The organism is Pseudomonas sp. RW409 (assembly GCF_003184125.1).
Lineage (GTDB): Bacteria > Pseudomonadota > Gammaproteobacteria > Pseudomonadales > Pseudomonadaceae > Aquipseudomonas > Aquipseudomonas chlororaphis_I.
The window spans coordinates 265,209-291,203 of the sequence record NZ_QHHP01000004.1; the positions used below are offsets into that span (position 1 = coordinate 265,209).

Consider the following 25,995-nt stretch of genomic DNA (forward strand, 5'->3'; position numbering starts at 1 on the left):
GGTGCAGATCGACCAGGGCCCGGTGCGTGGCGCGACCGCGCTGTTGCCGGTGCAGCAGTGGTTCTTCGAATCGCCGATGAGCGAGCGCCATCACTGGAACCAGTCGGTACTGCTCAAGCCGGCCCAGCCGTTGCGCGCCGAAGTCGTGGAAAACGCCTTGCAGGCACTGTGGGTGCAGCATGACGCCCTGCGCTTGCAGTTCAGCCAGCAGGCCGATGGCTGGTCGGCCCGGTTCGCCGATGCCGGCCAGCGGCCGAGCCTGCTTTGGCAGGTCGCGGTGGATAACGCCCAGGCCATGGAACAATCGGCGATCGCGGCCCAGCGCAGCCTGAACCTGCAGGACGGACCGCTGTTGCGGGCCGTGCTGTTCAGCCTGGCGGACGGCAGCCAGCGCCTGTTGCTGGTGATCCACCACCTGGTGGTGGATGGCGTGTCCTGGCGGATCCTGCTGGAGGACCTGCAACTGGCCCACGCGCAACTGAGCGCCGGCCAGCCCCTGGCATTGCCGGCCAAGACCAGCTCGACCCAGGCCTGGGCCGAGCACATGCAGGCCTATGCGCAAAGCGCGGCGCTGCAACAGGAGCTGGGCTACTGGCAGACCCAGTTGCAAGGCGTGGAGTCGAGCCTGCCACTGGATCACCCCGTGACGCCGTTGCAGAACCAGCACGCCAGCAGCCTGAGTTCGCGCCTGGACAAGGCGCATACCCAGCGCTTGTTGCAGGACGCTCCGGCGGCCTATCGCACGCAGATCAACGACCTGCTGCTCACCGCCCTGGCCCGGGTCATCACCCGCTGGACCGGCGAGGCCAGCGCCCTGGTGCAACTGGAAGGCCATGGTCGCGAAGACTTGTTCGATAACCTCGACCTGACCCGCACAGTGGGTTGGTTCACCAGCATGTTCCCGGTCAAGCTGACGCCCCGGGCGGCCCTGGCCGACTCGATCAAGCAGATCAAGGAACAGCTGCGCGCGGTGCCGAACAAGGGTATCGGCTTCGGTGCCCTGCGTTACCTGGGGGATACCAATGCCCAGGAAACCCTCGCGGCCCTGGCCGTGCCGCGTATCACCTTCAACTACCTGGGCCAGTTCGACGGCAGCTTCGACGAACAGGATTCCCTGTTCAAGCCGACCGGTGAAGCCAAGGGCGACGACCAGAGCCCGCTGGCCCCGCTGAGCAACTGGCTGAGCCTGGATGGCCAGGTCTATGGCGGTGAGCTGAGCCTGAGCTGGACCTTCAGCACACAGATGTTCGACGCCGCGACCATCCAGCACCTGGCGAATGACTATGCCGCGGAACTCAAGGCTCTGGTGGCGCATTGCTGCGAGCCGGGCCAGGGCGGCGCGACGCCTTCGGACTTCCCGCTGGCCGGCCTGGACCAGCAACAGCTGGACCGCCTGCCGGTGGCGCTGGCCGAGGTCGAAGACCTCTACCCGCTGTCGCCGATGCAGCAGGGCATGCTGTTCCACACCCTGTATGAACAGGCCGCGGGCGACTACATCAACCAGCTGCGAGTGGACGTGGACGGGCTCGACCCGCTGCGCTTCCAGCAGGCCTGGCAGGCGGCCATCGATCGGCACGACATCCTGCGCACCGGCTTTATCTGGCAGGGCGAGGTGGCGACCCCGCTGCAGGTGGTGCACAAGCACGTCGCCCTGGCGTGCAGCGAGCATGACTGGCGTGGCCAGCCGCAGTTGCAAGAGGCGCTGGACAGCCTGGCAACCGCCGAGCGCCAGCGTGGCTTCGAGCTGGATGCGGTGCCGTTGCTGCGCCTGACCCTGGTGCGTATCGACGACCAGCGGCATCACCTGATCTACACCAACCATCACATCCTGATGGACGGCTGGAGCAACTCGCAGTTGCTCGGCGAAGTGCTGCAGCGTTATGCCGGTCAGTTGCCGAACCATGCGCCCGGCCGCTACCGGGATTACATCGGTTGGCTGCAACGCCAGGATGCCCAGGCCTGCGAGAACTTCTGGAAAGAACAATTGCAGGCGCTGGACGAACCGACCCGCCTGACCCAGGCCCTGTCCCGGGTCGCGGAGATTCCCGCCGGTACAGGCCATGGCAAGCATCAGCGTGAGCTGGACCTGGCGCAGACCGCGCGCCTGGGCGAGTTCGCCCGTCAGCAGAAGGTCACGATCAATACCCTGGTGCAGGCGGCCTGGCTGCTGTTGCTGCAGCGTTGCACCGGCCAGGAAAGCGTGGTGTTCGGCGCCACGGTGGCGGGGCGTCCGGCCGAGCTCAAGGGCATCGAGCAGCAAGTGGGCCTGTTTATCAACACCTTGCCGGTGGTGGCCACGCCACGTCCGGACATGACCGTGAGCCAATGGCTGCAGGCGGTGCAGAGCCGCAACCTGGCGCTGCGCGACTATGAATACACACCGCTGTACGAAGTGCAGCGTTGGGCCGGCCTGGGTGGCGATGCGCTGTTCGACAACATCCTGGTGTTCGAGAACTACCCGGTGTCCGAGGCCCTGGAAAAGGGCGCGCCGGCACAGCTGCAGTTCGGCGCGGTGGGCAACCACGAGCAGACCAACTACCCGCTGACGGTCGCGGTCAATCTGGGCCAGAGCCTGTCGTTCGAATTGATCTATGCCCGCGAGTCGTTCTCCGAGGCTTCGATGGTGCAGTTGGGTGGGCATTTGCAGAGCCTGTTGCTGAGCCTGATGGCGCATCCGCAGACCGGCCTGGGCGAGTTGCCGTTGTTGACCCTGGAAGAGCAGCGCGGCATCCGCCAGGACTGGGATCACACCCAGGTGGTTTACCCCACCAACCGCTTTGTCCACCAACTGTTCGCCGATCAGGCGGCCAGGGCGCCGGAGGCGCCGGCGGTGTTCTTCGCCGAGCAGCGCCTGAGCTACCGTGAACTGGACATTCAGGCTAACCAGCTGGCGCACAAGCTGATCGAGCTGGGAGTCGGTCCGGAAGTCCGGGTCGCCATCGCCATGCCGCGTTGCGCGGAGATCATGGTGGCCTTCCTGGCCGTGCTCAAGGCCGGTGGGGTTTATGTGCCGCTGGATATCGAATATCCCCAGGACCGCCTGCGCTACATGATGCAGGACAGTGGTGCCTGGTTGCTGCTGACCCAGAGCCATCTGCTGGATCGCCTGCCGATTCCCGATGGTTTGCCGACCCTCAGCGTCGAAGGCGCGGCTGACTTTGCGGCTTACCCTATGACCAGCCCGCAGGTGGAACTGGCCGAGGAAAACCTCGCCTACGTGATCTACACCTCCGGCTCCACCGGCCTGCCCAAAGGCGTGGCGGTGTCCCACGGTCCGCTGGCCATGCACAGCCTGGCCACCGGCGAGCGTTATGAAATGAGCCCGGCGGACTGCGAGCTGCACTTTATGTCCTTCGCTTTCGACGGTTCCCACGAAGGCTGGATGCACCCGCTGATCTACGGTGCCAGCGTGCTGATCCGCGATGACAGCCTGTGGTCGCCGGAATACACCTACGAGCAGATGCACCGTTATGGCGTCACCGTGGGCGTGTTCCCACCGGTGTACCTGCAACAGCTGGCGGTGCACGCCGAACGCGACGGCAATCCGCCGGCGGTGCGGGTGTATTGCTTCGGCGGTGACGCGGTGCCGCAGGCCAGCTACGACCTGGCCTGGCGGGTGCTGCGGCCGAAGTACATTTTCAACGGTTATGGCCCGACCGAAACCGTGGTCACCCCGCTGATCTGGAAGGCCAAGGCTGGCGATCCGTGCGACGCGGCTTATGCGCCGATCGGCAATATCGTCGGCAATCGCAGCGCCTACGTGGCTGATGCCAACCTCAACCTGCTGCCGGTGGGCGTGGCGGGCGAGCTGTACCTGGGCGGCCTGGGCGTGGCCCGGGGTTACCTGGATCGGCCGGGCCTGACGGCCGAGCGTTTTATTCCCGACCCTTACAGCACCAGCGGTGCACGGCTGTACCGCAGCGGCGACCTGACTCGTTATCGCACTGACGGCCTGGTGGAGTACGTCGGTCGTGTCGACCATCAAGTGAAGGTGCGGGGTTTCCGTATCGAGCTGGGTGAAATCGAAGCGCGCTTGCTGGAACAGGAGCCGGTACTGGAAGTGGCGGTGATCGCCCAGCCAGGCCCGAGCGGCCAGCAACTGGTGGGCTACATCGTGCCGGTGGACGCGCAGGTTACTTCGAGCAATGAACGTCAGGCGCAACTGCGGGAAAGCATCAAGGCCCGCCTGCGGGAAAACCTGCCGGACTACATGGTGCCGACCTATTTGTTGTTCCTGGAGGCTTTGCCGCTGACGCCGAACGGCAAGCTGGACCGCAGGTCGCTGCCGAAGGTCGATGCGCAACTGATGCAGCAGACCTATGTCGCACCGCAAAACGAGTTGGAACAGCAGATCGCCGCCATCTGGGCCGATGTGCTGAAGCTGGAACAGGTCGGTGTGACCGACAACTTCTTCGAGCTCGGTGGCGACTCGATCATCTCGATCCAGGTAGTCAGCCGTGCCCGTCAGGCCGGTATTCGTTTCACCCCGAAAGACCTGTTCCAGCACCAGACGGTGCAGGGATTGGCCACGGTGGCGGAGCAGGGCGAAGGCGGGTTGCAGATCGACCAGGGCCCGGTGCGCGGCGAGATGGCACTGCTGCCGATCCAGCAATGGTTCTTCGACACCCCGGTGCCGGAGCGCCATCACTGGAACCAGTCGGTGCTGCTCAAGCCGGCCCAGCCTGTGCAAGCGGATGTCCTGGAAACGGCCTTGCAGGCGCTGACGGTGCAGCATGACGCCCTGCGCCTGCGTTTTGTCGAGGGCGAGGGGGGCTGGAGCGCAGCGTTTTCCGAGTTCGACGAGCAGGCGCAACTGCTGTGGCAGGCCAGCGTGGCCAACGATCAGGAGTTGCAGCAATGCAGTGAACGCGCCCAGCGCAGCCTGAACCTGCAGGACGGTCCGCTGCTGCGTGGCGTGCTCTTTACCCTGTCTGACCAGAGTCAGCGCTTGTTGCTGATCTTCCACCACCTGGTGGTGGACGGGGTGTCCTGGCGGATCCTCCTGGAAGACTTGCAGGCGTTGCTGGGCAACCAGTCGCTGCCGGCCAAGTCCAGTTCGACCCAGGCCTGGGCCGGGCAGTTGCAGGCGTATGCCCGCAGCACAGCCCTGCAACAGGAACTGGCTTACTGGCAGGCGCAGCTGCAAGGCGTCGACTCGAACCTGCCCTGGGATCACGCGAGCGACGGGCTGCAGAACCAGCACGCGTGCAGCGTCGACACCCGACTGAGCAAGCGCGATACCCAGCGCCTGCTGCAGGATGCCCCGGCGGCCTACCGCACGCAGATCAACGATCTGCTGCTGACCGCGCTGGCCCGGGTCATCACCCGCTGGACCGGTGGTGACAGCGCCCTGGTGCAACTGGAAGGCCATGGCCGTGAAGAACTGTTCGACAACCTCGACTTGAGCCGCACTGTGGGTTGGTTCACCAGCGTATTCCCGGTCAAGCTCACGCCGCAGGCGGCCCTGGCCGACTCGATCAAGCAGATCAAGGAACAGCTGCGCGCGGTGCCGAACAAGGGCATCGGTTTTGGTGCCCTGCGTTACCTGGGAGACGAGGCTGCCCGGCAGACTTTGGCGGCCCTGGCCGTGCCGCGCATCACCTTCAACTACCTGGGCCAGTTCGACGCCAGCTTCGATGAAGAGCAGGCGTTGTTCATGCCGGCCGGTGAAGCCAAGGGTGAAGACCAGAGCCCGCAGGCGCCCCTGGGTAACTGGCTGACCCTCAATGGCCAGGTCTATGGCGGCGAGCTGAGCCTGGGCTGGAGCTTCAGCCAGGCGATGTTCGAGCCGGCGACCATCCAGCGCCTGGCGGATGACTACGCCGAGGAACTCAAGGCGCTGATCGAGCATTGCAGCCAGCCGCAGCACCGTGGCGTCACCCCATCGGACTTCCCGTTGGCACGCCTGAACCAGCAGCAACTGGATCGCTTGCCCGTGCCGCTGGCGCAGATCGAGGATCTCTATCCACTGTCGCCGATGCAGCAGGGCATGCTGTTCCATACCTTGTACGAGCAGCAGGGCGGCGACTACATCAACCAGTTGCGGGTGGACGTGGACGGGCTCGACCCCGAGCGTTTCCGCCAGGCCTGGCAGGCGACTGTCGAGCGCCATGACATCCTGCGCAGCGGTTTCCTCTGGCAGGGCGAACTGCCGGCGCCGATCCAGGTGGTGTACAAGCAGGTCGGCCTGGAGTGCGCCGAGCATGACTGGCGCGGGCAGGCGCAGTTGCAAGAGGCGCTGGACACCCTGGCGGCGACCGAGCGCCAGCGCGGCTTCGACCTGGCGACGGCGCCGTTGCTGCGCCTGACCCTGGTGCGCACGACCGAGCAGCGTTATCACCTGATCTACACCAACCATCACATCCTGATGGACGGCTGGAGCAATTCGCAGCTGCTCGGCGAAGTGCTGCAACGTTATGCCGGCCAGCTGCCCGCGCACCTGACCGGGCGCTATCGCGACTACATCGCCTGGCTGCAACGCCAGGACGCCCAGGTCAGCGAGGACTTCTGGAAGCAGCAACTGCTGGGCCTGGATGAACCGACGCGCCTGGCCCAGGCTCTCGCTCCGGGCGCCCAGGCGCTGGAGGAGCGCGGCCATGCCAGCCATTCCTGCACCCTGGACGAGCAACAGACTCAAGGCTTGAGCGAGTTCGCCCGCCAGCAGAAGGTCACGGTCAACACCCTGGTGCAAGCCGCCTGGCTGCTGTTGCTGCAACGCTGCACCGGGCAGGACACGGTGGTGTTCGGCGCTACGGTGTCTGGGCGTCCCGCGGAGCTTAAAGGCGTGGAGCAGCAGATCGGCCTGTTTATCAACACCCTGCCGGTGGTGGCCGCGCCGCGTCCGGAGCAGTCGCTGGGCGAGTGGCTGCAAGTGGTGCAGGCACGCAACCTGGCCTTGCGCGACTTCGAACACACGCCGCTGTATGACGTGCAGCGCTGGGCCGGTCTGGGGGGCGAAGCGCTGTTCGACAACATCCTGGTGTTCGAGAACTACCCGGTGTCCGAGGCCCTGGAAAAAGGCTCGCCGGCGCAGCTGCAATTCGGCGCGGTGGGCAATCATGAACAGACCAACTACCCGCTGACCCTGTCGGTGTTCGTCGCTGAACGCTTGTCGTTCGACTACAGCTATTCCTTGCAGCACTTCAGCGCCGCAGCGATCGAGCAGTTGGCCGCCGGGTTGCGGCATCTGCTGTTGGCCATGCTCGGCAATGCCCGGCAGTGCCTGGGCGAGATGTCCCTGCTCAGTGACGGGCAACGGGCGGCCAGCGAACTGGAGTCGCGCCGCGCGCTCACTCAAGTGGGCCGTGACTTGAACGTCCACCAGTTGATCGAGGCCCAGGCCCGGCGCACCCCGGATGCGGTGGCGCTGCTGTGTGGCGACCGGCAGCTGAGCTACGGCCAGCTCAACCAGCGCGCCAACCAGTTGGCCCACAAGCTGATCGAGCTGGGCATTGGCCCGGATGTCCGGGTCGGCATCGCCGTGGAGCGCGGGCTGGACATGATTGTCGGCCTGCTGGCGGTGCTCAAGGCCGGGGGCGCCTACGTACCGCTGGACCCTGAATACCCGCAGGACCGCCTGCACTACATGATGCAGGACAGCGGCATCCAGTTACTGCTGACCCAGGCGCCGTTGCTCGAACGTCTGCGCGCAGGCGTGGAAGTGCCGCACCTGTGCCTGGACCAGGACCATGAATGGCTGGCCGGCGCTGACCGGGGCAATCCGGTTCAACGCAGCAACCCGGAGAACCTGGCGTATGTGATGTACACCTCCGGTTCCACCGGCCGGCCCAAGGGCGTCAGCATCACGCATAACGCCCTGAGCCAGCATGCGCGGGCTGCGCGGGATTATTTCAAAATGACCGCCGAGGACCGCGGGCTGCAATTCTCCACCTTCAACTTCGACGCCTTCGTCGAGCAGCTATACCCGGCGCTGATCTGCGGTGCCTCGGTGGTGATCCGCGGCAAGGCGCTGTGGGACAGCGAAACCTTCTACCGCGAGTTGATCGGGCAGGGCATCAGCATCGTCGACTTGAGTACCGCCTACTGGTTCATGCTCGGTAAGGATTTCGCGGCCAAGGGACCACGGGACTTCGGGCGCCTGCGCCAGCTCAACCTGGGCGGCGAGGCCATGCCGGCCGAAGGCGTGGCCGCCTGGAAACAGGCCGGGTTGACGGACGCTTGCCTGCTCAACACCTATGGCCCGACCGAAACCACCGTCAGTGCCACCGCCCATGATTGCGAGGCTTACCTGAGCGGTGCCGAGCCGTTGCCCGCGGTGATCCCGTTGGGCAAGGCGTTGCCCGGGCGTTCCATCTACCTGCTGGACAACAGCGGCAACCTGCCGCTGAACGGCGTCGTTGGTGAGCTGATGATCGGCGGCGAGCTGCTGGCCCGGGGTTACCACGATCGCCCTGGCCTGACGGCGGAGCGTTTCATCCCCGACCCGTTCAGCCAGGACGGCGGGCGCCTGTACCGTTCCGGCGACCTGGCGCGTTATAACGCCAACGGTGTGATCGACTACGCCGGACGCATCGACCATCAGGTGAAGATCCGCGGTTTCCGGATCGAGATGGGCGAGATCGAAGCCCGTCTGCTGGAACAGCCGCAAGTGCGTGAAGCGGTGGTGCTGGCCCAGGACGCGGCCGGTGGTCCGCAGTTGGTGGCCTATCTGGTGGCCGCCCAGGGTGTGAGCGCAGACAGCCAGGACGAGCAGGCCCGGTTGCGCGAGCAGTTGAAAGCGGCGCTCAAGGCAGTGCTGCCGGACTACATGCTGCCGGCGCATCTGCTGTTCCTCGAGGCGCTGCCGCTGAGCCCCAACGGCAAGCTGGACCGCAAGGCCCTGCCCAAGGCCGACGCCAGCTTGTTGCAGCAGGCCTATGTCGCGCCGCAAAGCGAATTGGAGCAACAGGTCGCGGCGATCTGGGCCGAGGTCCTGGGTATCGAGCAGGTGGGGCTGGACGACAACTTCTTCGAACTGGGTGGCCACTCCCTGGATGCGTTGCGCCTGATCGGCGCCCTCAACCAGGCGCTGGGGTTGCAACTGAGCATCAATGCGCTGTTCAGCGCGCCGACTGTCGGGCAACTGCTGGTCGTCGTCGACGCCGGCCAGGCCGCTGTGGCGGACAACGTCATCGCCCTGGGAGGCTCCGGCCAGCCGCTGTTCTGCTTCCACCCGGCGGGGGGCAGCGTGTATGGCTACCTGCCGCTGGCGGCGCGACTGCGCGATCGTTGCGCGGTGTATGGCGTGCTGCATCAGTCCTATCTGCAGGCCGACTGGAGCGAAGTCTCCTGGCAGGCCATGGTCCAGCGTTATGTGGCCAGCATCCGCCAGGTGCAGCCGGCGGGGCCTTACTACCTGGCCGGTTGGTCCCTGGGCGGGTCGATTGCCATGGATGTGGCCAGCGAGCTGGAGGCAGTGGGAGAGACAGTGCGCTTCCTCGGGCTGCTCGACCCGACACCGCCCCAGGCGGCGGTGGAGGACAGGGTCGAGGAACAGGCAGTGCCGGTCACGGTGACGGCCGAGTCCGAGTGGCGGGCGATTGTCGACAAGCTTTGCCTGCTGTTCCCGGCCAGCGCCGAGCTGATCGGGCAGCGGTTGAGGCAGGAGGCCGAGCTGAACGGGCCCGGCATCCATGGCTGGGTGTCGCGCAATATCGCCCTGGAGCCCGGCGAGCTGGAGCGGGTGCTGGGGTTGTTCAAGGCGGAGTTCGATGCGTCGTTGGTCAGCGCCGTGTTCAATGACTTGAGCGCCTTGGCCGCGGCCTATGCCTATCGTCCGTTGCAGGTCGCGCCTCATCTGTGGTGGTCCGGCGATTATTCCGACCAGGCCATCCAGGCCCTGGAACAGGTCATGGGCCGAGAGGTGCTGGGCGGACGGCCAGTGGCGTCGCTGAAGACGGGCTCCCGCCATGAGGAGATGGTGAACAGCGAGATCTTGCTGGCAAGTTTCAGAAAGCACTTGCTGACCTGCTTGAACTGAGGGCGAGCCCCAGGCCTGGACCGGTAACGGTCCAGGCCTTTTTTGTGCCTGTCTTTTTCTGCCCGGGCTTCCCTCGAAACCCCATCCACCGCCCAGGCAGCGATTGGTCTGTGAAGGCGTGCTTATGCCTTGCGCGCCTGGCGGTTGCGATCGCCGGCAAGCCGGTTCCTACGGAGGAGCGGGGACAGGGATAGGGGGCGTGATGCAAGCGGGCTGGTGTAGGCGCTGGCTGGCCAGCGAAGGCCTGCTTATGTCTTGTGTGCCTGGCGGCTGCTATCGGCGGCGGCTGGCATCTAGAGGGGAGGGGAAAAGGCGTCGGACCGGGCGCTGGGGCCGTGGATCCGACGTGGGCAGGGCGGTGTCGAGGGGGCCGTCGCCGTTGGCGCCGACCCCGGGTCAGGGGAGGAGATTAGAGCGACCAGCTGACGGTGACCATGGCGTTGCGCGGATCGCCGTAGAAGTTGTTGCCGTAGTCGGTGTTGCTGCTGATGCTCTGGTAGTAACGCTTGTCGAAGACGTTGTTGAGGTTCAGGCGAATGTTCACATTCTCCGAGGCCTTGTAGCTGGTCATCAGGTCCACCAGGGTGTAGGCCTTTTGTTCGATGTGGTAGTCGAAGGTGGTCAGGTATTCGTTGGTGCCCTTGTTGTAGATGGTGTTCTGCCGATACAGGCCGCCACCGATGGTCCAGCGGTTGAGGTCGCCGGGCAATTGGTAGGTGGTGAAGGCCTTGAACACATGGCGCGGGATATCGGTGTCGAACAGGGTGCCTTCCTTGGTCGGGTCGGAGTCCTTGGTGTACTTGACCGAGGCGTAGGTGTAGCCGGCCCCCAGCTGCCAGCCCGGGGCCAGGGAGCCGTTGATTTCCAGCTCGATACCTTGGCTGCGCACTTCGCCCGCGGCTTCATAGCAGTCGTTCCCCGGAGGGCACAGAATGGGGTTCAGTAGCTTGGCGCGGTTTTCCTGGTCGATGCGGAAGATCGCCGCACTGGCATTCAGGGCGCCGTCGAAGTACTCGCCCTTGATGCCCATCTCGTAGTTCTTGCCTTCGATGGGCTTGAGCGCGTTGTTGGAGGCGTCGAGCTCGGTCTGCGGCTTGAAGATGTCGGTGTAGCTGACATAGACCGAGTGATGCTGGTCCAGGTCGTAGATCACGCCGGCATAGCGGGTCAGGTTGCGGGTGACCTTGTTGGGCAGGCTGGTGGAGGAGGGCTTGCCGTTCCAGGTGGTGGTCACATCGTAGTCGTACCAGTCCAGCCGTCCGCCGAGGATGAGTTTCAGGTCGTCGGCAAGGTTCAGGCGCGTGGTGACGTAGGTACTCTTCAGTTCGCTGGTGCGGTCCTGTGTCCAGGGGTTGGCACTCATGTCCGGCTTGGGAATGCCGGAAGGATTGTTCAGGTCGGTGTGGGTCTCGAGGTCGATGGGCAGGCCCTTGCCCTTGAACTTCAGGTCGCGCTTGCTGGCGCCCACCACCAGTTCGTGGGTACGGCCGAACAGCGAGAAGGGACCGCTGACATAACCGTCGTAGCTGCTCTGCTTGTCCTTGTAGTCGTACCGGCCGATGTTCTGGCCGAACTCGACGTAGTCGCTTTGCCAGGTGCGCATCGGGATGGAGCCGAGCATGCTCAGGTCCGACCAGCTCTTGCTGGCGGCCAGGAGCATTTTCCAGTCGTTGGCGAAGCGGTATTCCAGGCGGGTGAAGGCGGTGGTGTTGTCCTGGTCCCAGAATTCCCAGTCGCTGCCCAGGTAGGTCGAGCGCTTCAGGTGCAGGTCGCTGCCGTCGGCGGCCACCGGCAGGCCGCCCCAGGATGTGTTGTTGTTGGCGTTCTGGTTGGAGATGCCGAAGGTGAAGGTGGTGTCTTCGTTCAGGTCGGCCTCGGTGATGCCGTAGAACACCGAGCGCTCGGAGCTGACGAAGTCCTGGAAGCTGTCCTTGGTCTGGTAGGCGGTGACTATCCGGCCACGCAGGGTGCCACTTTCGTTCAAGGCATTGGAAGCGTCGAACTCGGTGCGGTAGTTGTCCCAGCTGCCGGCGCTGCCGGTGAGGGTGACCCGCGGGGTAGCGGTCGGACGCTTGTGCACCATGTTCACCGCGGCCGAGGGGTTGCCCGCGCCCTGCATCAGACCGGTGGCGCCGCGCACCACTTCCACCCGGTCGAAGATCGCCATGTCGGGGGTGGAGTTCATGTCCCGGCTGAGGTAGTGGCTCAGGTCGTTGGACAAGCCGTCGACCATCAGGTTTTCAATGGCGAAGCCGCGGGAGTAGAAGGTCGGGCGCTGCGGACCGTCCTTGGTCACGGAAATGCCCGGGGTGGCCTTGAGCACATCCTCCAGGGTCTTCATGTTCTGGTCATCCATGCGCTGGCGGGTGATGACCGTGACCGATTGCGGTGTTTCCCGGGCCGTCAGGGCCAGCTTGCTGGCGGTCTGCATGGGCCCGGTGGTGTAGGAACCGGTGTCTTCGGTGGTCGAGTCCAGGCCCTGGGCGGTGATGGTGCTGGTCCCCAGTTCCAGTGAACCGGCGGAAGCCCGGTTGAGAATGGTCACCGAGTTGCCCTTGAGGGAATAGGCGACCCCCGTGCCATTGAGCATCGCCGCGATGGCCCGCTCCGGCGAGTAGCTGCCGGAGAGCGCATTGCTGCGCTTGCCTTGCACATCGTCGGGGCTGTACAGCACTTGCAGGTTGGCCTGGCGCCCGAACTCCTGCAGGGCCGACGCCATGGATTGCGCGGCGATATTGAAATGGATTTCCTGGGCCTGGACCTGGGCCATCAAGGGCAGGGTCAGGGCCAGGCCCAGGGTGCGGGAAGCCATTCTCGGCGAGAACGCCTGGCCAAGCAGGGCTTTGGCCAGAGGAGTCAGTCGATGTTGTGCGGGCATGCTCATGTGCTCTTATAAAACGGCAGAGGTAATGATTGTTAATGCTAGTAATTCTCAGTTCTGTCTGTAAGACGCACCAGTTGCCAGAAACCGGAAACAATCACGCCGGTTGCAGATCGCTCATGACTTGCCCGGCCTTCATGCGCACCAACTGGTCGGCGATATCGAAGTAGCGATCGTCGTGGCTGATGACGATGATGGTCTTGCCCAGGCGCTTGAGGTCCGGCAGCAGCTCGGTATAGAAAATCCGCCGGAAGGCCGGGTCCTGGTCGGCGGCCCATTCGTCGAACACCAGCACCGGGCGCTCTTCGAGCCAGGCATTGATCAGCGCCAGGCGCTTGCGTTGGCCGGTGGAGAGGTCGGTGGTGGTGAAAGCGCCATCCTTGATGCTGACCTTGTGGGCGATTTCCAGGCGGTCCAGGTACTGGGTGGCGATGTCCAGCGACTTGCCGGCATTGCCCTGGACCAGGTCGTCGAACAGGTGGTAGTCGGCGAAGACCGTGGTGAACAGTTGTCGGTAGTCGTCCCGGAGCCGGTCGGTCACGGCTTCGCCATTGAGGCGGATCTCCCCGGACTGAGGCTGGTACAGGCCCAGCAACAGTTTGATCAGGGTGGTCTTGCCGCAGCCGTTCTCGCCGACGATGAAGACGATGTCGCCCTGCCTGATGTTCAGGTTGATCGGGCCCAGGTGGAACGGCTCGCTGCCTGCCACGGGCGGCGGACTGTAGCTCACACCGCGCAGTTCCAGGCTGTGCACCACCGCTTGCGGCGCTTCGCTGTCGTCCATCAGCAGATGCGGCTCGGGGGAGGAGAAGCGTTCCGACAGCTCGCGGATACGGGCGAAGGCGATCTTCGCCTTGCCAACGATGGGCAGGTAGCCGACCACGTGTTCCAGGGGGCCCTTCATGTACAGCAGCACCAGCACGAAACCGGTGATCACGGCGGGGTCCGGGTTCGGGTAGTAGGCCTGCATGGCCAGGGCCAGGCCGATGACCACGAAGAACAGCATCGAGCCGAAGCTCTTGGCCAGGATATAGATGTTCACCGAGCGCACCTGGATATCGCTGATGCGGTCCGCGGTTTTCTGGATGCGCTGGGTGTTCATGCGAAAGCGCCGTGGCCGGTGGATGCGCAGTTCCTTGGCGCCGGAGGCAATAGCGTTGTAGTAGCGCTGCAGTTCGTCCTCGTGGTCGCGCGCTTCGTCGAAGCCCTTGATGCCCTTGCCGCCGGCCACCAGTTGCACGCTGGTGCCGATGATGATGGCGACCACCATCATCAGGAACATCGGCACCGACAGGTACGCCAGGTAGCCCAGGCAACCCAGGGTGACGGTGGTGGCGATGGCCAGCGGGGTGAAGGCGAAGGAGAAGTCGCTGATGGTGTCGACGTCGTGGGTCAGCACCGGGATCAGGCGGTGGGAGCGGTAGCGTTCGATCTGGGTGATGGGCGCCGAGAGTACTTTTTCCCCCAGGTCCTTGCGCAGGGCGGCAATGATGCGCTGGCCCACATAGTTGGTGCCGATGTCCGAGACGATCGAGCTGGTCAACGCCAGCAGGCACAGGGCGGCGAAGGTCAGGACCACGCCCTGGGTCATGCCGGTCGCCGAGTGCAGGGCGTTGTTGATGGTGGCCAGCAGCAGGGTGATGGCCAGGCCGCCGACCATGCCCAGGGCAACGGAAATCACGACAGTGGTACGAAAGGGTCTGAGCAGGGCGAGCAGTCCGTGAAAGGCTCCGCGCTTGGGGTCGGTCATAAGGGGTTCCCGGCAGTGAATGAAGGGTCGAGGCAGAAAGACCCGTACTCATGAACAGACGAACCGTTGGCGGCAGTATTTAGCGTGGCCGCGGGCGCGGATAAATTGCCCGGCGCCTGTTTCGTTCTTGTTCTGGAGGTGCACGCGTAACGACGTCGTGCCTGGCCCATTCAGCGAGAGCGAGCAAATGACGAAAAAGAATCTGGTGTATGTCTGGTCCCTGAGGAACGCGGCGGCCGACAAGGCCGGGCAACCGGTGGCCTACAAGGATCACGAGCGCTACATGAAGTCGGTGCTGGAATTCCTGGTGGAGTCGCTGAACCAGACGCCCCTGGGCGAGGCGTATAACCTGGTGGGCGTGGTCTACGACGATGACGAGCAGTCGCCGCGGGACCAGCAACTGGTGAGCGACTACGGCTTCGCCTATCAGCCCGGCCGGCAGTGGCTGTACCCGGCGGACCTGCAGGTGCAGGGGCGCCTGGTCAACGACCTGCTGCTCAGCGTGCCGTCCACCTATCGCCGCCATCCGCGGGGTTCGGCCGAGCATATCGCCGGCAAGCAGGATTTCGAGCGTCGCCTGCACGACACCCTGGTGGAGCTCAAGGCCGACATCGTGGTGCTCGACGGCCTGCTGGTGATCCTCGACGAGCTGGTGCGCCCGGGCGCGCCTTTCGCGCGGCGGATCATGAACATCCATCCGGGCATCACCCGCCTCGAATCGCCCTACGAGCGTCGCGGCGCCTATGCCACCTGGAATGCGCTGTACGGTGCCCGTGGGCAGAAGGTGGTGGACTGGGCTACGCGGGAAACCGAGCCGGTCGAGCCGCTGTACATGACCGGGGCCTCGTTCCACTACGTGGACAACGGCATCGATTCCGGCGAGGTGTTCCACGACGTGCTCAACACCGAGATCGCGCCCGAGGACACCATCCTCGAACTGCGCTGGAACAACTTCAACAACAGCCTGTTCCCGGCCTTGCATGAAGGCCTGGCGCTGCTGGCCGAGCAGCTTGGCCAGCAGCCGGTCGGCGAATCCCGGGCCGGCGCCTGAGGCCCGCGGCGATCAGGCGCGACGGTCGCGCTTGATCGCTGTCGATCGGGCCTTTTACTGGTGCTGGGTGCCGGGCTGTTCCAGTTCGCGCACGACACGGAAGCTCAACCAATCCCCACGCACTTCGCGCTTGCGGCTGTTGCGGTTGCCCGAGCGGGAGAACACCGGGGCCTCGCCCCAGTCGTTGCCGCGAATCTGCGCGTCGAGACACACCCCGCCCGATTCCTCCATCCAGGCCCTGCCATCGGCGGGCGCGCCGACATAGTCGGGGTGCCAGCAGTCGGCGACCCACTCGTAGACATTGCCGTGCATGTCATACATGCCGAAGGCATTGGGCGGGTAGCTGCCTACCGGGGCGCTGTAGCTGTAGCCGTCCTTGGGGCCGTAGGTGTTGGCGTGCTGGGTGATCTGGTACTGGCCTTCTTCATCGAAGGGGAAGGGGAACGAGCCGCTGCTGCCGGCCCGCGCGGCGTACTCGCGCTCGGCCTCGCTGACCATCCGGTAGTGCTGGCCGGTCTTCTTCGACAGCCACCGGGCATAGGCCTGGACGTCGGCATAGTCGACGCAGACCGCGGGCTGGCGCGGGCCTTGTTCATAACGCGGCTTGCTGGCCTGGCACAGGCGGCCGGGACGCTCGTCGCCGTCCTTGATCACTGTGCCGGTCTCGCGGATGTAGGCGTCCAGCTCGCCGGCGGTCACGTGGAAACGGCTCATGGCGAAGGCCTTGTTGAAGGTCACCGTATGCTGCGGGCCTTCGTCGGGCTCTCGGCCGACTTCGTCTTCGGGGGTGCCCATGACGAAGCTGCCGGCGGGCAGCACCACCATCTCCGGGCAGTTCTTGCAGTCCTTGAACACGCTGCCGGGCTTGGGCGGCTCGACAGCCTGGGCATTGAGGCTGGCCAGGCAGCCGAACAGCGCGGCGAGTGAGGAGCAGGCGACAGGTTTCATCATCAATAACCTTGTGCAATGTAGAGAAAAGAAGTGGGCGAGGGGCTCAGGCGGTCTTGCCGGCGCGCAGGCGCTTGCCCAGCAGGTCCATGGCGCGGTCGATGTCTGCTTCGCTGTTGAGCAGGCCGGGCGCCATGCGCACCAGCGGCCCCGCGTCGCGGTACACCGCATCCACCAGGATGCGGTTCTCGATCAGCCAGGCAGCGGTGGCGTCGGTGTCCAGGTTCGGGCCGCGGAAGAAGGTGAAGCCAGCGGAAAGCTGCGGGCTCAGGGGCGTCACCAGTTCGATGCCGGGGAGTTCCTGCAAGCGTTGCTTGAGGTAGCTGTTGAGTTGGTGGATCCGCGCCTGGATGTTGGCCTTGCCCAGCTGCATGTGCAGGTCGAAGGCCTGGTCCACGGCCCAGCGGTGCTCGAAGCTGTGGTAGCCGCCGGGGGTCATGGTGGTGGCGAAGTCCTGGTTCTCGGAGAAGGTCGCCACCATCGGCGTCAGGTGCTCGAGCTTTTCCGAGCGCGAGCAGAAGATCCCGGTGCCCCGCGGGCCGAACATCCATTTGTGGGTGCCGGCGACGAAGAAGTCGCAATTGAGGTCGGCAAAAGTGACGTCCTCCACCCCCAGGCCATGGACGCCGTCGACGCAGTAGAGAATCCGCTCGCCCTCGTCGCGGTTGCGGTTGTGCTGGTCCACCAGCTTGCCGATCTCGCCGATCGGCAGCTTGACGCTGCTGCCCGACTGCACCCAGGTCATCCCCAGTACGCGGGTGTTGGGGCGGATGCTGCGGTCGATATTGCCCAGCACTTCATCGACGGAAACCTGGTGGGGCGACTTGAACAGCTCGATGGTGCGCACCTGGGTGCCGTCGCGCTGGGTGCGGAACTTCAGGGCGTTACGGGTCGAGTAGTGTTCATGCACCGTGGTCAGTATCTCCTGCCCGGGGCGCACGTGAATGCCGCCATACATCATGGCCAGGCCTTCGGTGGTGCTGCCGGTCAGGGCCACCTGGGCGGGCTTGATCTGCAGGTAGCGGCCGACGCTCTCGCGCACCTGGGCCTCGCGCTTCCAGGTGTACTGGGTGTCGTAGTCCATGGCCATGGCCGGGTTGCGATCCAGGACCGCGCGGTATTTTTCGATGGCTTCGCGCACGGGCCTGGGGTGCGAGGTGATGAGGAAGTTGGCCAGGTGCACGTAGTCCGGGTCGAGGTCGAACAGCTGGCGCAGTTGGTCCCAGGGTTGCTGGTGGGTGGCGGGCGTGGCGGCGGCCCGGGCCTGGCCGATGGCGAAGGTGCCCAGGGGCAGGGCGGCGGCCAGCAGGCTCGCGTGCTTGAGGAAGGTCCGACGATTGGTCACAGGGATTCTCGTGGTCAGGGTTCAGCCGGCGACGGCGGGTGGTTCGACGGGATGTGTGGCGGGTTGCGTGGCAGGTTGCGCGGTGGGGCTTACCGGCTTGGCCAGTTTCTGCACCTGTTCCCAGACGCGCAGGTAGTTCTCGCCCCAGAGCTTGGCAATCTCGATATCGCTGTAGCCGCGCTGGATCAGTTCGGCGGTGACGTTGCGGTTGTCCGCCACGTTCATCCAGCCGTTGACGCCGCCGCCCTCGTTGAAGTCCGAGCTGATGCCGACGTGATCGATGCCGACCTTCTTCACCGTGTAGTCGATGGCGTCGACATAGTCCTTGAGACTGGCCTTGGGCTCTTCTTCCAGAATGCCGTACAGGGAACTGGCGTACTCGCCGAAGCGTTGTTCCGGCCAGATGGTGATGACCGCGTCGCCCGGCATCAGGGCGTTTTCCAGGCCCTGCAGCGGGCCCAGGTCGAAGCGCTGGCGCAGGGCGTTGAGCTTGTCCAGGGTCGGCTGGCTGAGGGGCCGCAGGTAGGTGGAGAAGCCCACCACCTGGACCACCCCGCCTGTGGCCTTGATTACCTGCAGTTCCTTGTCGCTGAGGTTGCGCGGGATGTCCACCAGCGCCCGGGGCGCGGAGTGTGAGGCCACCACCGGCGCGCGGGTCAGGGCCGCGACGTCGTCCAGGGCCTTGCTGGACATCTGCGAGACGTCGATCACCACCCCCAGGTCGTTGAGCCTGCGCACGGCCTGCTTGCCGATCGGCGAGAGGCCGCCGAGGGCGTCCCGGGTGTCGTTGAAGAATGGCAGCGGGCGCGAGGAGTCGGCCCAGTCGTTATTGCCCACATAGCTGAAGCCGAACAGACGCATGCCGCGGGCGGCCCACTTGTCCAGCTGGTCGAGATCGTCGCCCATGGCGTAGGCGTTGAGCAGGCTGATCACCACTGCCAGCTTGCCTTCGGAGGCGATGCGGCGCAGGTCGGCGGGGGTATAGGCAATGGCCGCCTGGTTGGGGAAGTCGCGCACTAGGCCCTGGATGATCCGGTAGCGGGTCTCCCGCTGGTGCCGGGCCTCTTCGACGAAGCCGGCGGTGGGGCGATGCGGGGCGTTGGCGCCGTTCCACATTTCCGGCCAGGCGAGAATGCTCAGGGCGGCGCCGGACATCCTGCCGCGACCGGCCTTGACCAGGTCGAACTGGCGATGGGTGTCCTTGTCCGCCTCGGTGCCTTCGGTGCCGAAATCCAGGGGCACGGTGATATGGCTGTCGAAGGAGATGATGCGTTCCTGCAGGTCGTTGGCGTGCTTGACGATTTCGCTGGGGTAAGACACCCGGTCCTTCCAGTAGTAGTGCCAGGCGGCCCCGGCACCGACACCGAGTACGGCGACAGTAAGTACCAGCAGGCTCAGGTAGAGGGTTTTCTTACCAGGTAATTTGATCATTGCTATCCCAGTCGCAGGCGGGCTGATGACGGGGTCGGAGCGGGAGGCGCAATGCCTCCAGGCCCGACCTTTTTGTGCACATCTATCCGCGATAAACGAGCTGGCCGGCGGCAAATTTAGCGGCCCGGGAGCGGCTCGCCGGTAAATTTCCGTGCAAATCCAACGTTCTAGCTAGATGCGTGAGGCGCCACTGGATATAGGTAGAGCGATGAGGTTTTCGAGACGAGGATTTTTGACCGGTCTGGCGGTGACGGGGGCGGCTATTCCTGTGGCGCTCTACACCCGCAAGGAGTTGCAGCGCCTGGATGTGCGTCGTCAGGAAGAACTGGAAATCACCCCGGGGGAAGCCAAGCTGGAAGTCGCCCTCGACCCGGGCGTGCGCCTTGCCGATCACCTGCGGGGCATCTGGGATATCGAGTTCCTGGATGCCGACGCACCGCTGCCGCGTCGCGGCTGTGAACTGGTGCTCGATGTCGGTCCGACCGGGCGCGGCCTGCGGGGCTTCCTGGGGCGTGCGCAAAGCCTGCGGGGCGACGGTCCGGTGGAGTTTCGGGTGCAGGGCGAGCTGGCGGCGGTGGACGCCGCGAAATTGTGCTGGCGGCTGTTCCCCGGCGGCCAGCTCAGCGGCGCGCCCAGCCATGAGTGCCAGGTGGTGCTCGACGAGGTCTGGGCGAACTGGGGCAATGCCGGCAGCGGCACCCTCAGTGGCCGCCTGCAGTCGTTGCAGGTGTCGCTCCTGGCGCCGGTATCCGCGGTGCGCTTCGTGGCGCGCAAGCGGGCCTTTCCCGCGGCCCGGGAGCAGAACGGCCTGAGCCCCGAGTTGCTGGCCTGGCTGGTGTCCCCGCAGCATCGCCTGTTCCACCAGCTCTGGCATGCCTCCCGGGATCGCTGGCATTCCTTGCCCAAGGACAAGCGCAACAGCCTGCGCGGGCTTGGCTGGCAGCCGGGACCGCTGAAGCACGAGCGCGATGCCCGTGGACGACGCAAGCATCGCAATGCCTCGGGGATCGATTTCCTCTTCATGCACCGGCACATGCTGTTGCAGGCGCGTTCGTTACAGCCGGACCTGGTGTCCTGGCAGCAGCTGCCCTTGCCGTCCCCGCGCCTCGAGCAGGATCGTCTGGGCTTTATCCGCTACTACGAAAATCACGACGGCTGCTCGGTGCCGCCGGCCTGGATCGCCGACGACGATGAAGAGTTCACCCAGTGGCTGCATGGCTTGAAAAGCGATGCGGCCTTCTATGGCAACTTCCAGGTCTGGGAGTCGCAGTACCAGGATCCCGACTACCTCAGCCGCCTGACCCTGGGGCAGTTCGGCTCGGAGGTCGAGCTGGGCCTGCATGACTGGTTGCACATGCGCTGGGCCGATGTCGCCCGGGACCCTGCCAACGGCATGCCGGTCATGGAGGCCCGGGTGTCCTCGGACTTCGCCGGACGCTGGTACCTGGCGCAGAACGACTTTCTCGGCGACCCGTTCTCGTCCCATGTGCATCCGATGTTCTGGAAGTTCCATGGCTGGATCGATGACCGCATCGACGATTGGTTCCGCGCCCATGAGCGCTTCCATCCCGGTGAAGTGTTGCGCCGCGAGGTCAACGGCGTGCCGTGGTTCGCGCCCGGGCGCTGGGTCGAGGTCGACGACCCGTGGCTGGGGGCCTCGACCCATGGTTGCGGCCCGCTGGGCAACGCGCCGGGCGAGATGTCGCTGGAGATGGACCAGGAGGTCATGAAGCTGGCCTTGCGTATCGCCCTGAGCCGTGACGAGGAGGTGCCGCAGTTGCTCAAGCGGGCGCCCCGGCGTCCCTGGTACGCCCAGCACCTGAAGGTGTGAGTCGGCAAGGCAGCGGCGCGGGTCCTGTTGCAGGGCCCGCGCTTTTTTTCAGCGTTTTATTTAAAGGCTCTTTATTCAGCGCTTCTTCGTTTCGAGTGTCTTCCAGCCACCGCCCAGGGCTTTGTACAGGGCAATGCTCGACTGCACCCGGGACAGCCGCAGTTGCACGTTCTGGTCTTGTGCGGTGTACAGGGTGCGCTGGGTTTCCAGGACTGTGAGCAGGTCGGCGGCGCCGGCCTGGTAGCGGCTCTGGGCGATTTCGAAGGCGCGTTGCGCCTGCCTCAGTTCTTCGTCTTGCCATTGCCGCTGCTGGTCCAGGCCGCGAATGCTGTTGAGGGCCTTTTCCACATCGGCGAAGCCATTGACGATCGCTGCGCGGTAGCTTTCCAGCAGTTCCTGCTGGCGGGCCGTGGCCCGGTCGCGCTCGGCGCTCAGGCGCCCATTGTTGAAGATCGGCGCCACCAGCCCGGCGGTCAGGTTGTAGAAGGGGCTGCGTAGCACGTCATCGAACTGGTTGGCGCCGGAGCCGAGGTTGGCGGTCAGGGTCACGCTGGGCAGCATCGCCGCCCGCGCCACTTTGACATCGGCCCGGGCCGCCGCCAGCCGGGCTTCGGCGCCGGCGATATCGGGGCGGCGGGCCAGCAGGTCGCTGGGCACCCCGGCATCGATGTCCGGCCAGTTCAGTCGGGCGAAAGGCTGGTCGCTCAAGGTCAGGCTCTGTACCGGCCGGCCGAGGAGGGCGGCGAGGGTGATCAGGGCTTCTTCGGCCTGTTGCCGAACCAGCGGCACCTGGCGTTGCTGCGCCGCCACCAGGCTCTTCTGCTGGGCCAGCTCCAGGGCGGTGGCCGAGCCCGAGTCGTAACGGGTCTGCACCAGCCTGAGCACGCTTTGCGCATTGGCCAGGTTGAGTTCGGCGATGCGGCTCTGCTCGCGCAGCGACAGCACCTGGGCGTAACTGTTGGCCACGCCGCTGAGCAGGGTCAGCTCCACGGTGGCCTGGTCGAATTCGCTGGCCTGCACGCCCAGCAGCGCGCTGTCCCGGGCGGCACGCTTGCCGCCCCAGAAATCGATTTCATAGCTGGCGCTCAGGCCGGCATCGAAATAGTCCACGGCCTTGTTGTTGCTGTCGGCATTCAGCTGGCTGTAGCCGTTGCCCCGCATGAGCTTCTGGCGGTTGGCGTTGAAGGTGCCGTTGACGGCGGGCAGCAAGGGCGCGCCGGCAATGACGGCACTGGCCTGCGCCTGGCGCACCCGGGCCATGGCGGCGGCCAGGTCGTGGCTGCCCAGGCGGGCCTGTTCGACCAGGCGTTCCAGTTCCGGGCTGCCGAAGCGGGTCCACCATTGCCGGTTGTCCTGCTGCGCGGCCGCGGTATGCGGCGAGTGCCAGGCGGGCGGTGCCTGCAAGCCACTGTCCGGGCGCGGCGCGGGGCCGCTGCAGGCCACCAGCAACAGGCTGGCGGCGATAAGGCTGAGGGGCGCTTTCATAGGTCGATCATTCACTGGTGAGGGCCGTGACCGGGTCGAGTCGGGCTGCTTTGCGGGCCGGCATGAAGCCGAAGACGACGCCGGTGACCAGGGCGCAGGCGAAGGCGCCCAGGATCGCGGCCAGGGAGAAGGCCACGGCCACTTCGCTGAGGATCAGGATGCCGCCGATGATCAGCGCCACGCCGATCCCGGCCAGGCCGCCGACCACCGAGAGCATCACCGCCTCGGTGAGGAACTGGCGCAGGATGTCGCGCTGGCGGGCGCCGGTGGCCATGCGGATGCCGATCTCGCGGGTGCGTTCGCGCACGGTCATGAGCATGATGTTCATCACCCCGATGCCGCCCACCAGCAGCGAGATCGCGGCGATGGCGCCGAGCATCAGCGACAGGGTGTTCTGGGTGCGGGCCTCGGCCTGGATCATCGCGGCGTTGTTGGTCAGTTCGAAGTCGCGCTTGCCGCCGTGCATGCGCAGCATCAGTTCGTCGATCTCGCGCTCGGTCTGCTTGACCCGGCTGGCATCGGCGGCAGCAATCGCCACGTACTGCGGGTTATGGTCGCCGAACAGGCGGATGCTGGCGGCGGAGTAGGGCACGGCGATGCGGTCGTCGCTGTCGCTGTCGCCGGAACTGGCGCCCTTTTCCGAAAGCACGCCGAGCACCTGGAACGGCACGTTCTCGATCAGGATGTATTGGCCGATGGGGTTGGCCACGTCCTTGAGGAGCTTTTCCCGGACCTTGTGGCCGATCACCGCCACCGCCGCCGCCGAGCGTTCGTCGGCGTCGCTGAAGTAGCTGCCCTGGGCCACGGGCCAGTTGAAGATCTCCGGGAAGTTGGTGTCGTTACCGCCTACATAACTCATGTAGTCGGCGTTGCCGAAGCGCACCCCGGCCTTTGCGCCGTTGACCGGCATGATGCGTTTTACCTGGGGCAGGTTGGCCAGGGCCGCGACGTCGTCCAGGGTGACGATGCCCTCGGGCGTGCGCGGGTTGGGCGAGTAGCCGCTCAAGTAGATGATGTTCGAGCCAAAGGCGCCCATCTGCGCCATGACCTGGCGCTTGCTGCCTTCGCCCACCGCCAGCATCACCACCACCGAAGCCACGCCTATGACGATCCCCAGCAGGGTCAGGGCGGTGCGGAAGCGGTTGATCCACATCACCCGCCAGGCCGCCTGCACGGCGTCCACCAGTTCGCCTTTCCAGGCGCCGTTGTGTTCGCTGCCGTCGGCCAGGCGCTGGCGCAGGTCCACCGCCTGCAGGGCGCCGCTGTTGGCGCTGGCCTGGACCTCGGGGTGGTCGTCGGCAGTGTCGCTGATGATCTCGCCGTCGCGGATTTCGATGATGCGCTTGGCCCGCGCCGCGACTTCGCGGTCGTGGGTGATGAGGATCACCACATGGCCCTGGCTGGCCAGCTCGTCGAGCAGCGCCATGACCTCGGCGCCGCTGTGGCTGTCGAGGGCGCCGGTGGGTTCGTCGGCGAGGATGATGTGGCCGCCGTTCATCAGCGCGCGGGCGATCGACACCCGCTGCTGCTGGCCGCCGGACAACTGGTGCGGGCGGTTGCCGGTGCGGCTGGCCAGGCCCAGGCGGTCGAGCAGGGCGGCGGCGCGGGCATGGCGCTCGGCCGCCGGGGTGCCGGCGTAGATCGCCGGCATCTCGACGTTTTCCTGGGCCGAGCCGGATGCAATCAGGTGGTAGCCCTGGAACACGAAGCCGAAGGCTTCGCGGCGTAGCCAGGCCAGTTCGTCGCTGCCCAGGCGGGCGACGTTTTCCCCGGCGAACAGGTACTCGCCCGAGGTCGGGCGGTCGAGGCAGCCGAGGATGTTCATCAGTGTCGATTTGCCGGAGCCGGAAGCACCGACGATGGCGACGAATTCGCCGGCGTGGATCGACAGGTCGATGCCACGCAGCACGTCCACTTGCGGCGTGTCGCCGCCGCCATAGGATTTGCGGATGCCCTTGAGGTCGATCAGCGGGGTCTGCATTCAGCCTCCGCTGCTTTGCGCGGGACCGATCAGCAGGTGATCGCCTTCGGCGAGGCCGTCGAGGATCTGGATGCGCAAGCGGTCGCTGATGCCGACCCGCACCTTGCGCTCCTCGATCGAACCGTTTTTCGCCACCACCCGGGCCAGCTGCACGCCGCTATCGGCGCCGCTCTGCAGGGCGGCAAGCGGCGCGGTAAGAACGTCCTGCGCGCGCTCGGCGACAAAAAACACCTGGGCGGTCATTTCGGCCATCAAGGTGTTGTCGGCGTTATCCACATCCAGCAGCACGGTGTAGAGCACCACCCGGCCGCTGCCGCTCTTGCTCGAACTGTTGGGGCTGCCGCTGCCCTGGCTGCTTTCGTTCAGCGGCTTGGGCGGAATCGGCAGGATCTGCCGCACGGTGCTGGTCCAGCGCCGGGTGCCGCCGCTCAAGGTGGTGAAGTAGGCGCTCATGCCCGGTTTGACGTGACCGATATCGGCTTCGGAGACTTCGGCCCAGACGGTCATCGGCGACAGCCGGGCAATGCGCAGGATCAGCGGCGTCTGCTGCTGGGCGTTGAGGGTCTGGCCTTCGCGGGCGTCCACCGCGACCACGGTGCCGGACATCGGCGCGTAGATCCGCGTATAGCCCAGCTCGGCCTGGTCGCTGCGCAGGCTGGCCTGGGCCTGGCGGATCTGCGCCTGGATCATGTCGATCCGCGCCTGGGTGGCCTTGAGTTCGGCGCGGGCGGTCTGCACGTCTTCGTCGCGGGTCGCGCCACCGGCGGCGAGGTTCTGCTGGCGCTGGTACTTCTGCCGGGCCAGCTCGTTCTGCGCCCGCTGCTCTTGCAGCTGGGCCTGCAGGTTCTCGATGGAGAAGCGGCTGGCGTCGAGCTTGGCCTGCTGGGTGGCGGGGTCGATCTCCACCAGCAGCTGGCCTTCCTTGACCGGGTCGCCGGCCTCGACGTGGATCTTGCGGATCTGCCCGGACGCCTGGGCGCCGACGTCGACATAACGCCGCGGTTGCAGGGTGCCCAGGGCGGTCACGCTGCTTTCGATGGTGCCGCGGCTGACCTGCACGGTGGCGAACTGGTCGCGCCCCGGCGGCAGGATCTGCCAGGCGGCGAGGGCGACGATGGGAATCAGACACAGGGTGACAAGCAGGGCGCGTCGGGGATGACGGGGACGTTTCATGCAGGGTTCCGGCCAATGGAAATCGGCCCGTCGTCCGGCCTGGCCCGTGGCATGGGCGCTGGCTGGAGGCTGTCGATGGAGCGACAGATACGGGGAGCTGTCAGGTAAACGAGGGAAAACAGAGGGAATTTAAGCATGGA

General features: G+C 65.6%; 11 protein-coding genes. 3 read left to right on the forward strand and 8 right to left on the reverse strand.

Annotated features, from left to right (window positions below; genetic code table 11):
- Positions 1–9,979 (forward strand): non-ribosomal peptide synthetase (locus DK261_RS03805; protein WP_110175474.1); only part of this gene is annotated, 9,979 nt, incomplete at its 5' end.
- Between the two features lie 409 nt (positions 9,980–10,388).
- On the opposite strand, the gene DK261_RS03810 is transcribed toward DK261_RS03805, so the two are convergent.
- Positions 10,389–12,863: a TonB-dependent siderophore receptor gene (locus DK261_RS03810; RefSeq protein ID WP_009049994.1), complete on the reverse strand. Its 2,475-nt coding sequence runs from the start codon at positions 12,861–12,863 to the stop codon at positions 10,389–10,391.
- Positions 12,864–12,957: 94 nt separating this feature from the next.
- Positions 12,958–14,610, reverse strand: coding sequence for a cyclic peptide export ABC transporter (locus DK261_RS03815; protein WP_103331725.1), 1,653 nt, complete (start codon positions 14,608–14,610; stop codon positions 12,958–12,960).
- 187 nt (positions 14,611–14,797) lie between these two features.
- Here DK261_RS03815 and DK261_RS03820 point away from each other — a divergent pair, with 187 nt between their 5' ends.
- Complete coding sequence (locus tag DK261_RS03820) at positions 14,798–15,661, forward strand: formyltransferase family protein (protein ID WP_009049992.1); 864 nt, start codon at positions 14,798–14,800, stop codon at positions 15,659–15,661.
- A gap of 54 nt (positions 15,662–15,715) precedes the next feature.
- Here the strand turns inward: DK261_RS03820 and DK261_RS03825 are convergent, their stop codons facing one another.
- Genes DK261_RS03825 through pvdM form a run of 3 tightly spaced genes read right to left on the reverse strand, consistent with a single transcriptional unit; the run spans position 15,716 to position 19,385 of the window.
- On the reverse strand, positions 15,716–16,609 hold the full coding sequence (locus tag DK261_RS03825; RefSeq protein WP_016702395.1) for a formylglycine-generating enzyme family protein: 894 nt from the start codon (positions 16,607–16,609) through the stop codon (positions 15,716–15,718).
- Between the two features lie 46 nt (positions 16,610–16,655).
- Positions 16,656–17,954, reverse strand: a complete 1,299-nt coding sequence (locus tag DK261_RS03830) for an aminotransferase class V-fold PLP-dependent enzyme (RefSeq protein ID WP_110175293.1) — start codon at positions 17,952–17,954, stop codon at positions 16,656–16,658.
- Between the two features lie 21 nt (positions 17,955–17,975).
- Entirely contained in the window at positions 17,976–19,385 is a 1,410-nt protein-coding gene (gene pvdM / locus DK261_RS03835; RefSeq protein ID WP_009049989.1) for a pyoverdine-tailoring dipeptidase-like protein PvdM, read from the reverse strand.
- Between the two features lie 208 nt (positions 19,386–19,593).
- On the opposite strand from pvdM, the gene DK261_RS03840 reads away from it, so the two are divergent.
- The gene (locus DK261_RS03840; protein WP_009049988.1) at positions 19,594–21,216 is read left to right on the forward strand and encodes a twin-arginine translocation signal domain-containing protein; all 1,623 of its coding nucleotides are present in this window, start codon (positions 19,594–19,596) and stop codon (positions 21,214–21,216) included.
- A 75-nt stretch (positions 21,217–21,291) separates the two neighbouring features.
- Here the strand turns inward: DK261_RS03840 and DK261_RS03845 are convergent, their stop codons facing one another.
- The 3 genes from DK261_RS03845 to DK261_RS03855 are packed head-to-tail and all read right to left on the reverse strand — an operon-like array spanning position 21,292 to position 25,855.
- On the reverse strand, positions 21,292–22,701 hold the full coding sequence (locus tag DK261_RS03845) for an efflux transporter outer membrane subunit (RefSeq protein ID WP_110175294.1): 1,410 nt from the start codon (positions 22,699–22,701) through the stop codon (positions 21,292–21,294).
- Positions 22,702–22,708: 7 nt separating this feature from the next.
- A complete protein-coding gene (locus DK261_RS03850) occupies positions 22,709–24,682 on the reverse strand; it encodes a MacB family efflux pump subunit (protein WP_110175295.1) in 1,974 nt (657 codons plus the stop codon).
- Entirely contained in the window at positions 24,683–25,855 is a 1,173-nt protein-coding gene (locus DK261_RS03855; RefSeq protein ID WP_053269564.1) for an efflux RND transporter periplasmic adaptor subunit, read from the reverse strand. It lies immediately after the preceding gene.
- Positions 25,856–25,995 lie beyond the last annotated feature (140 nt).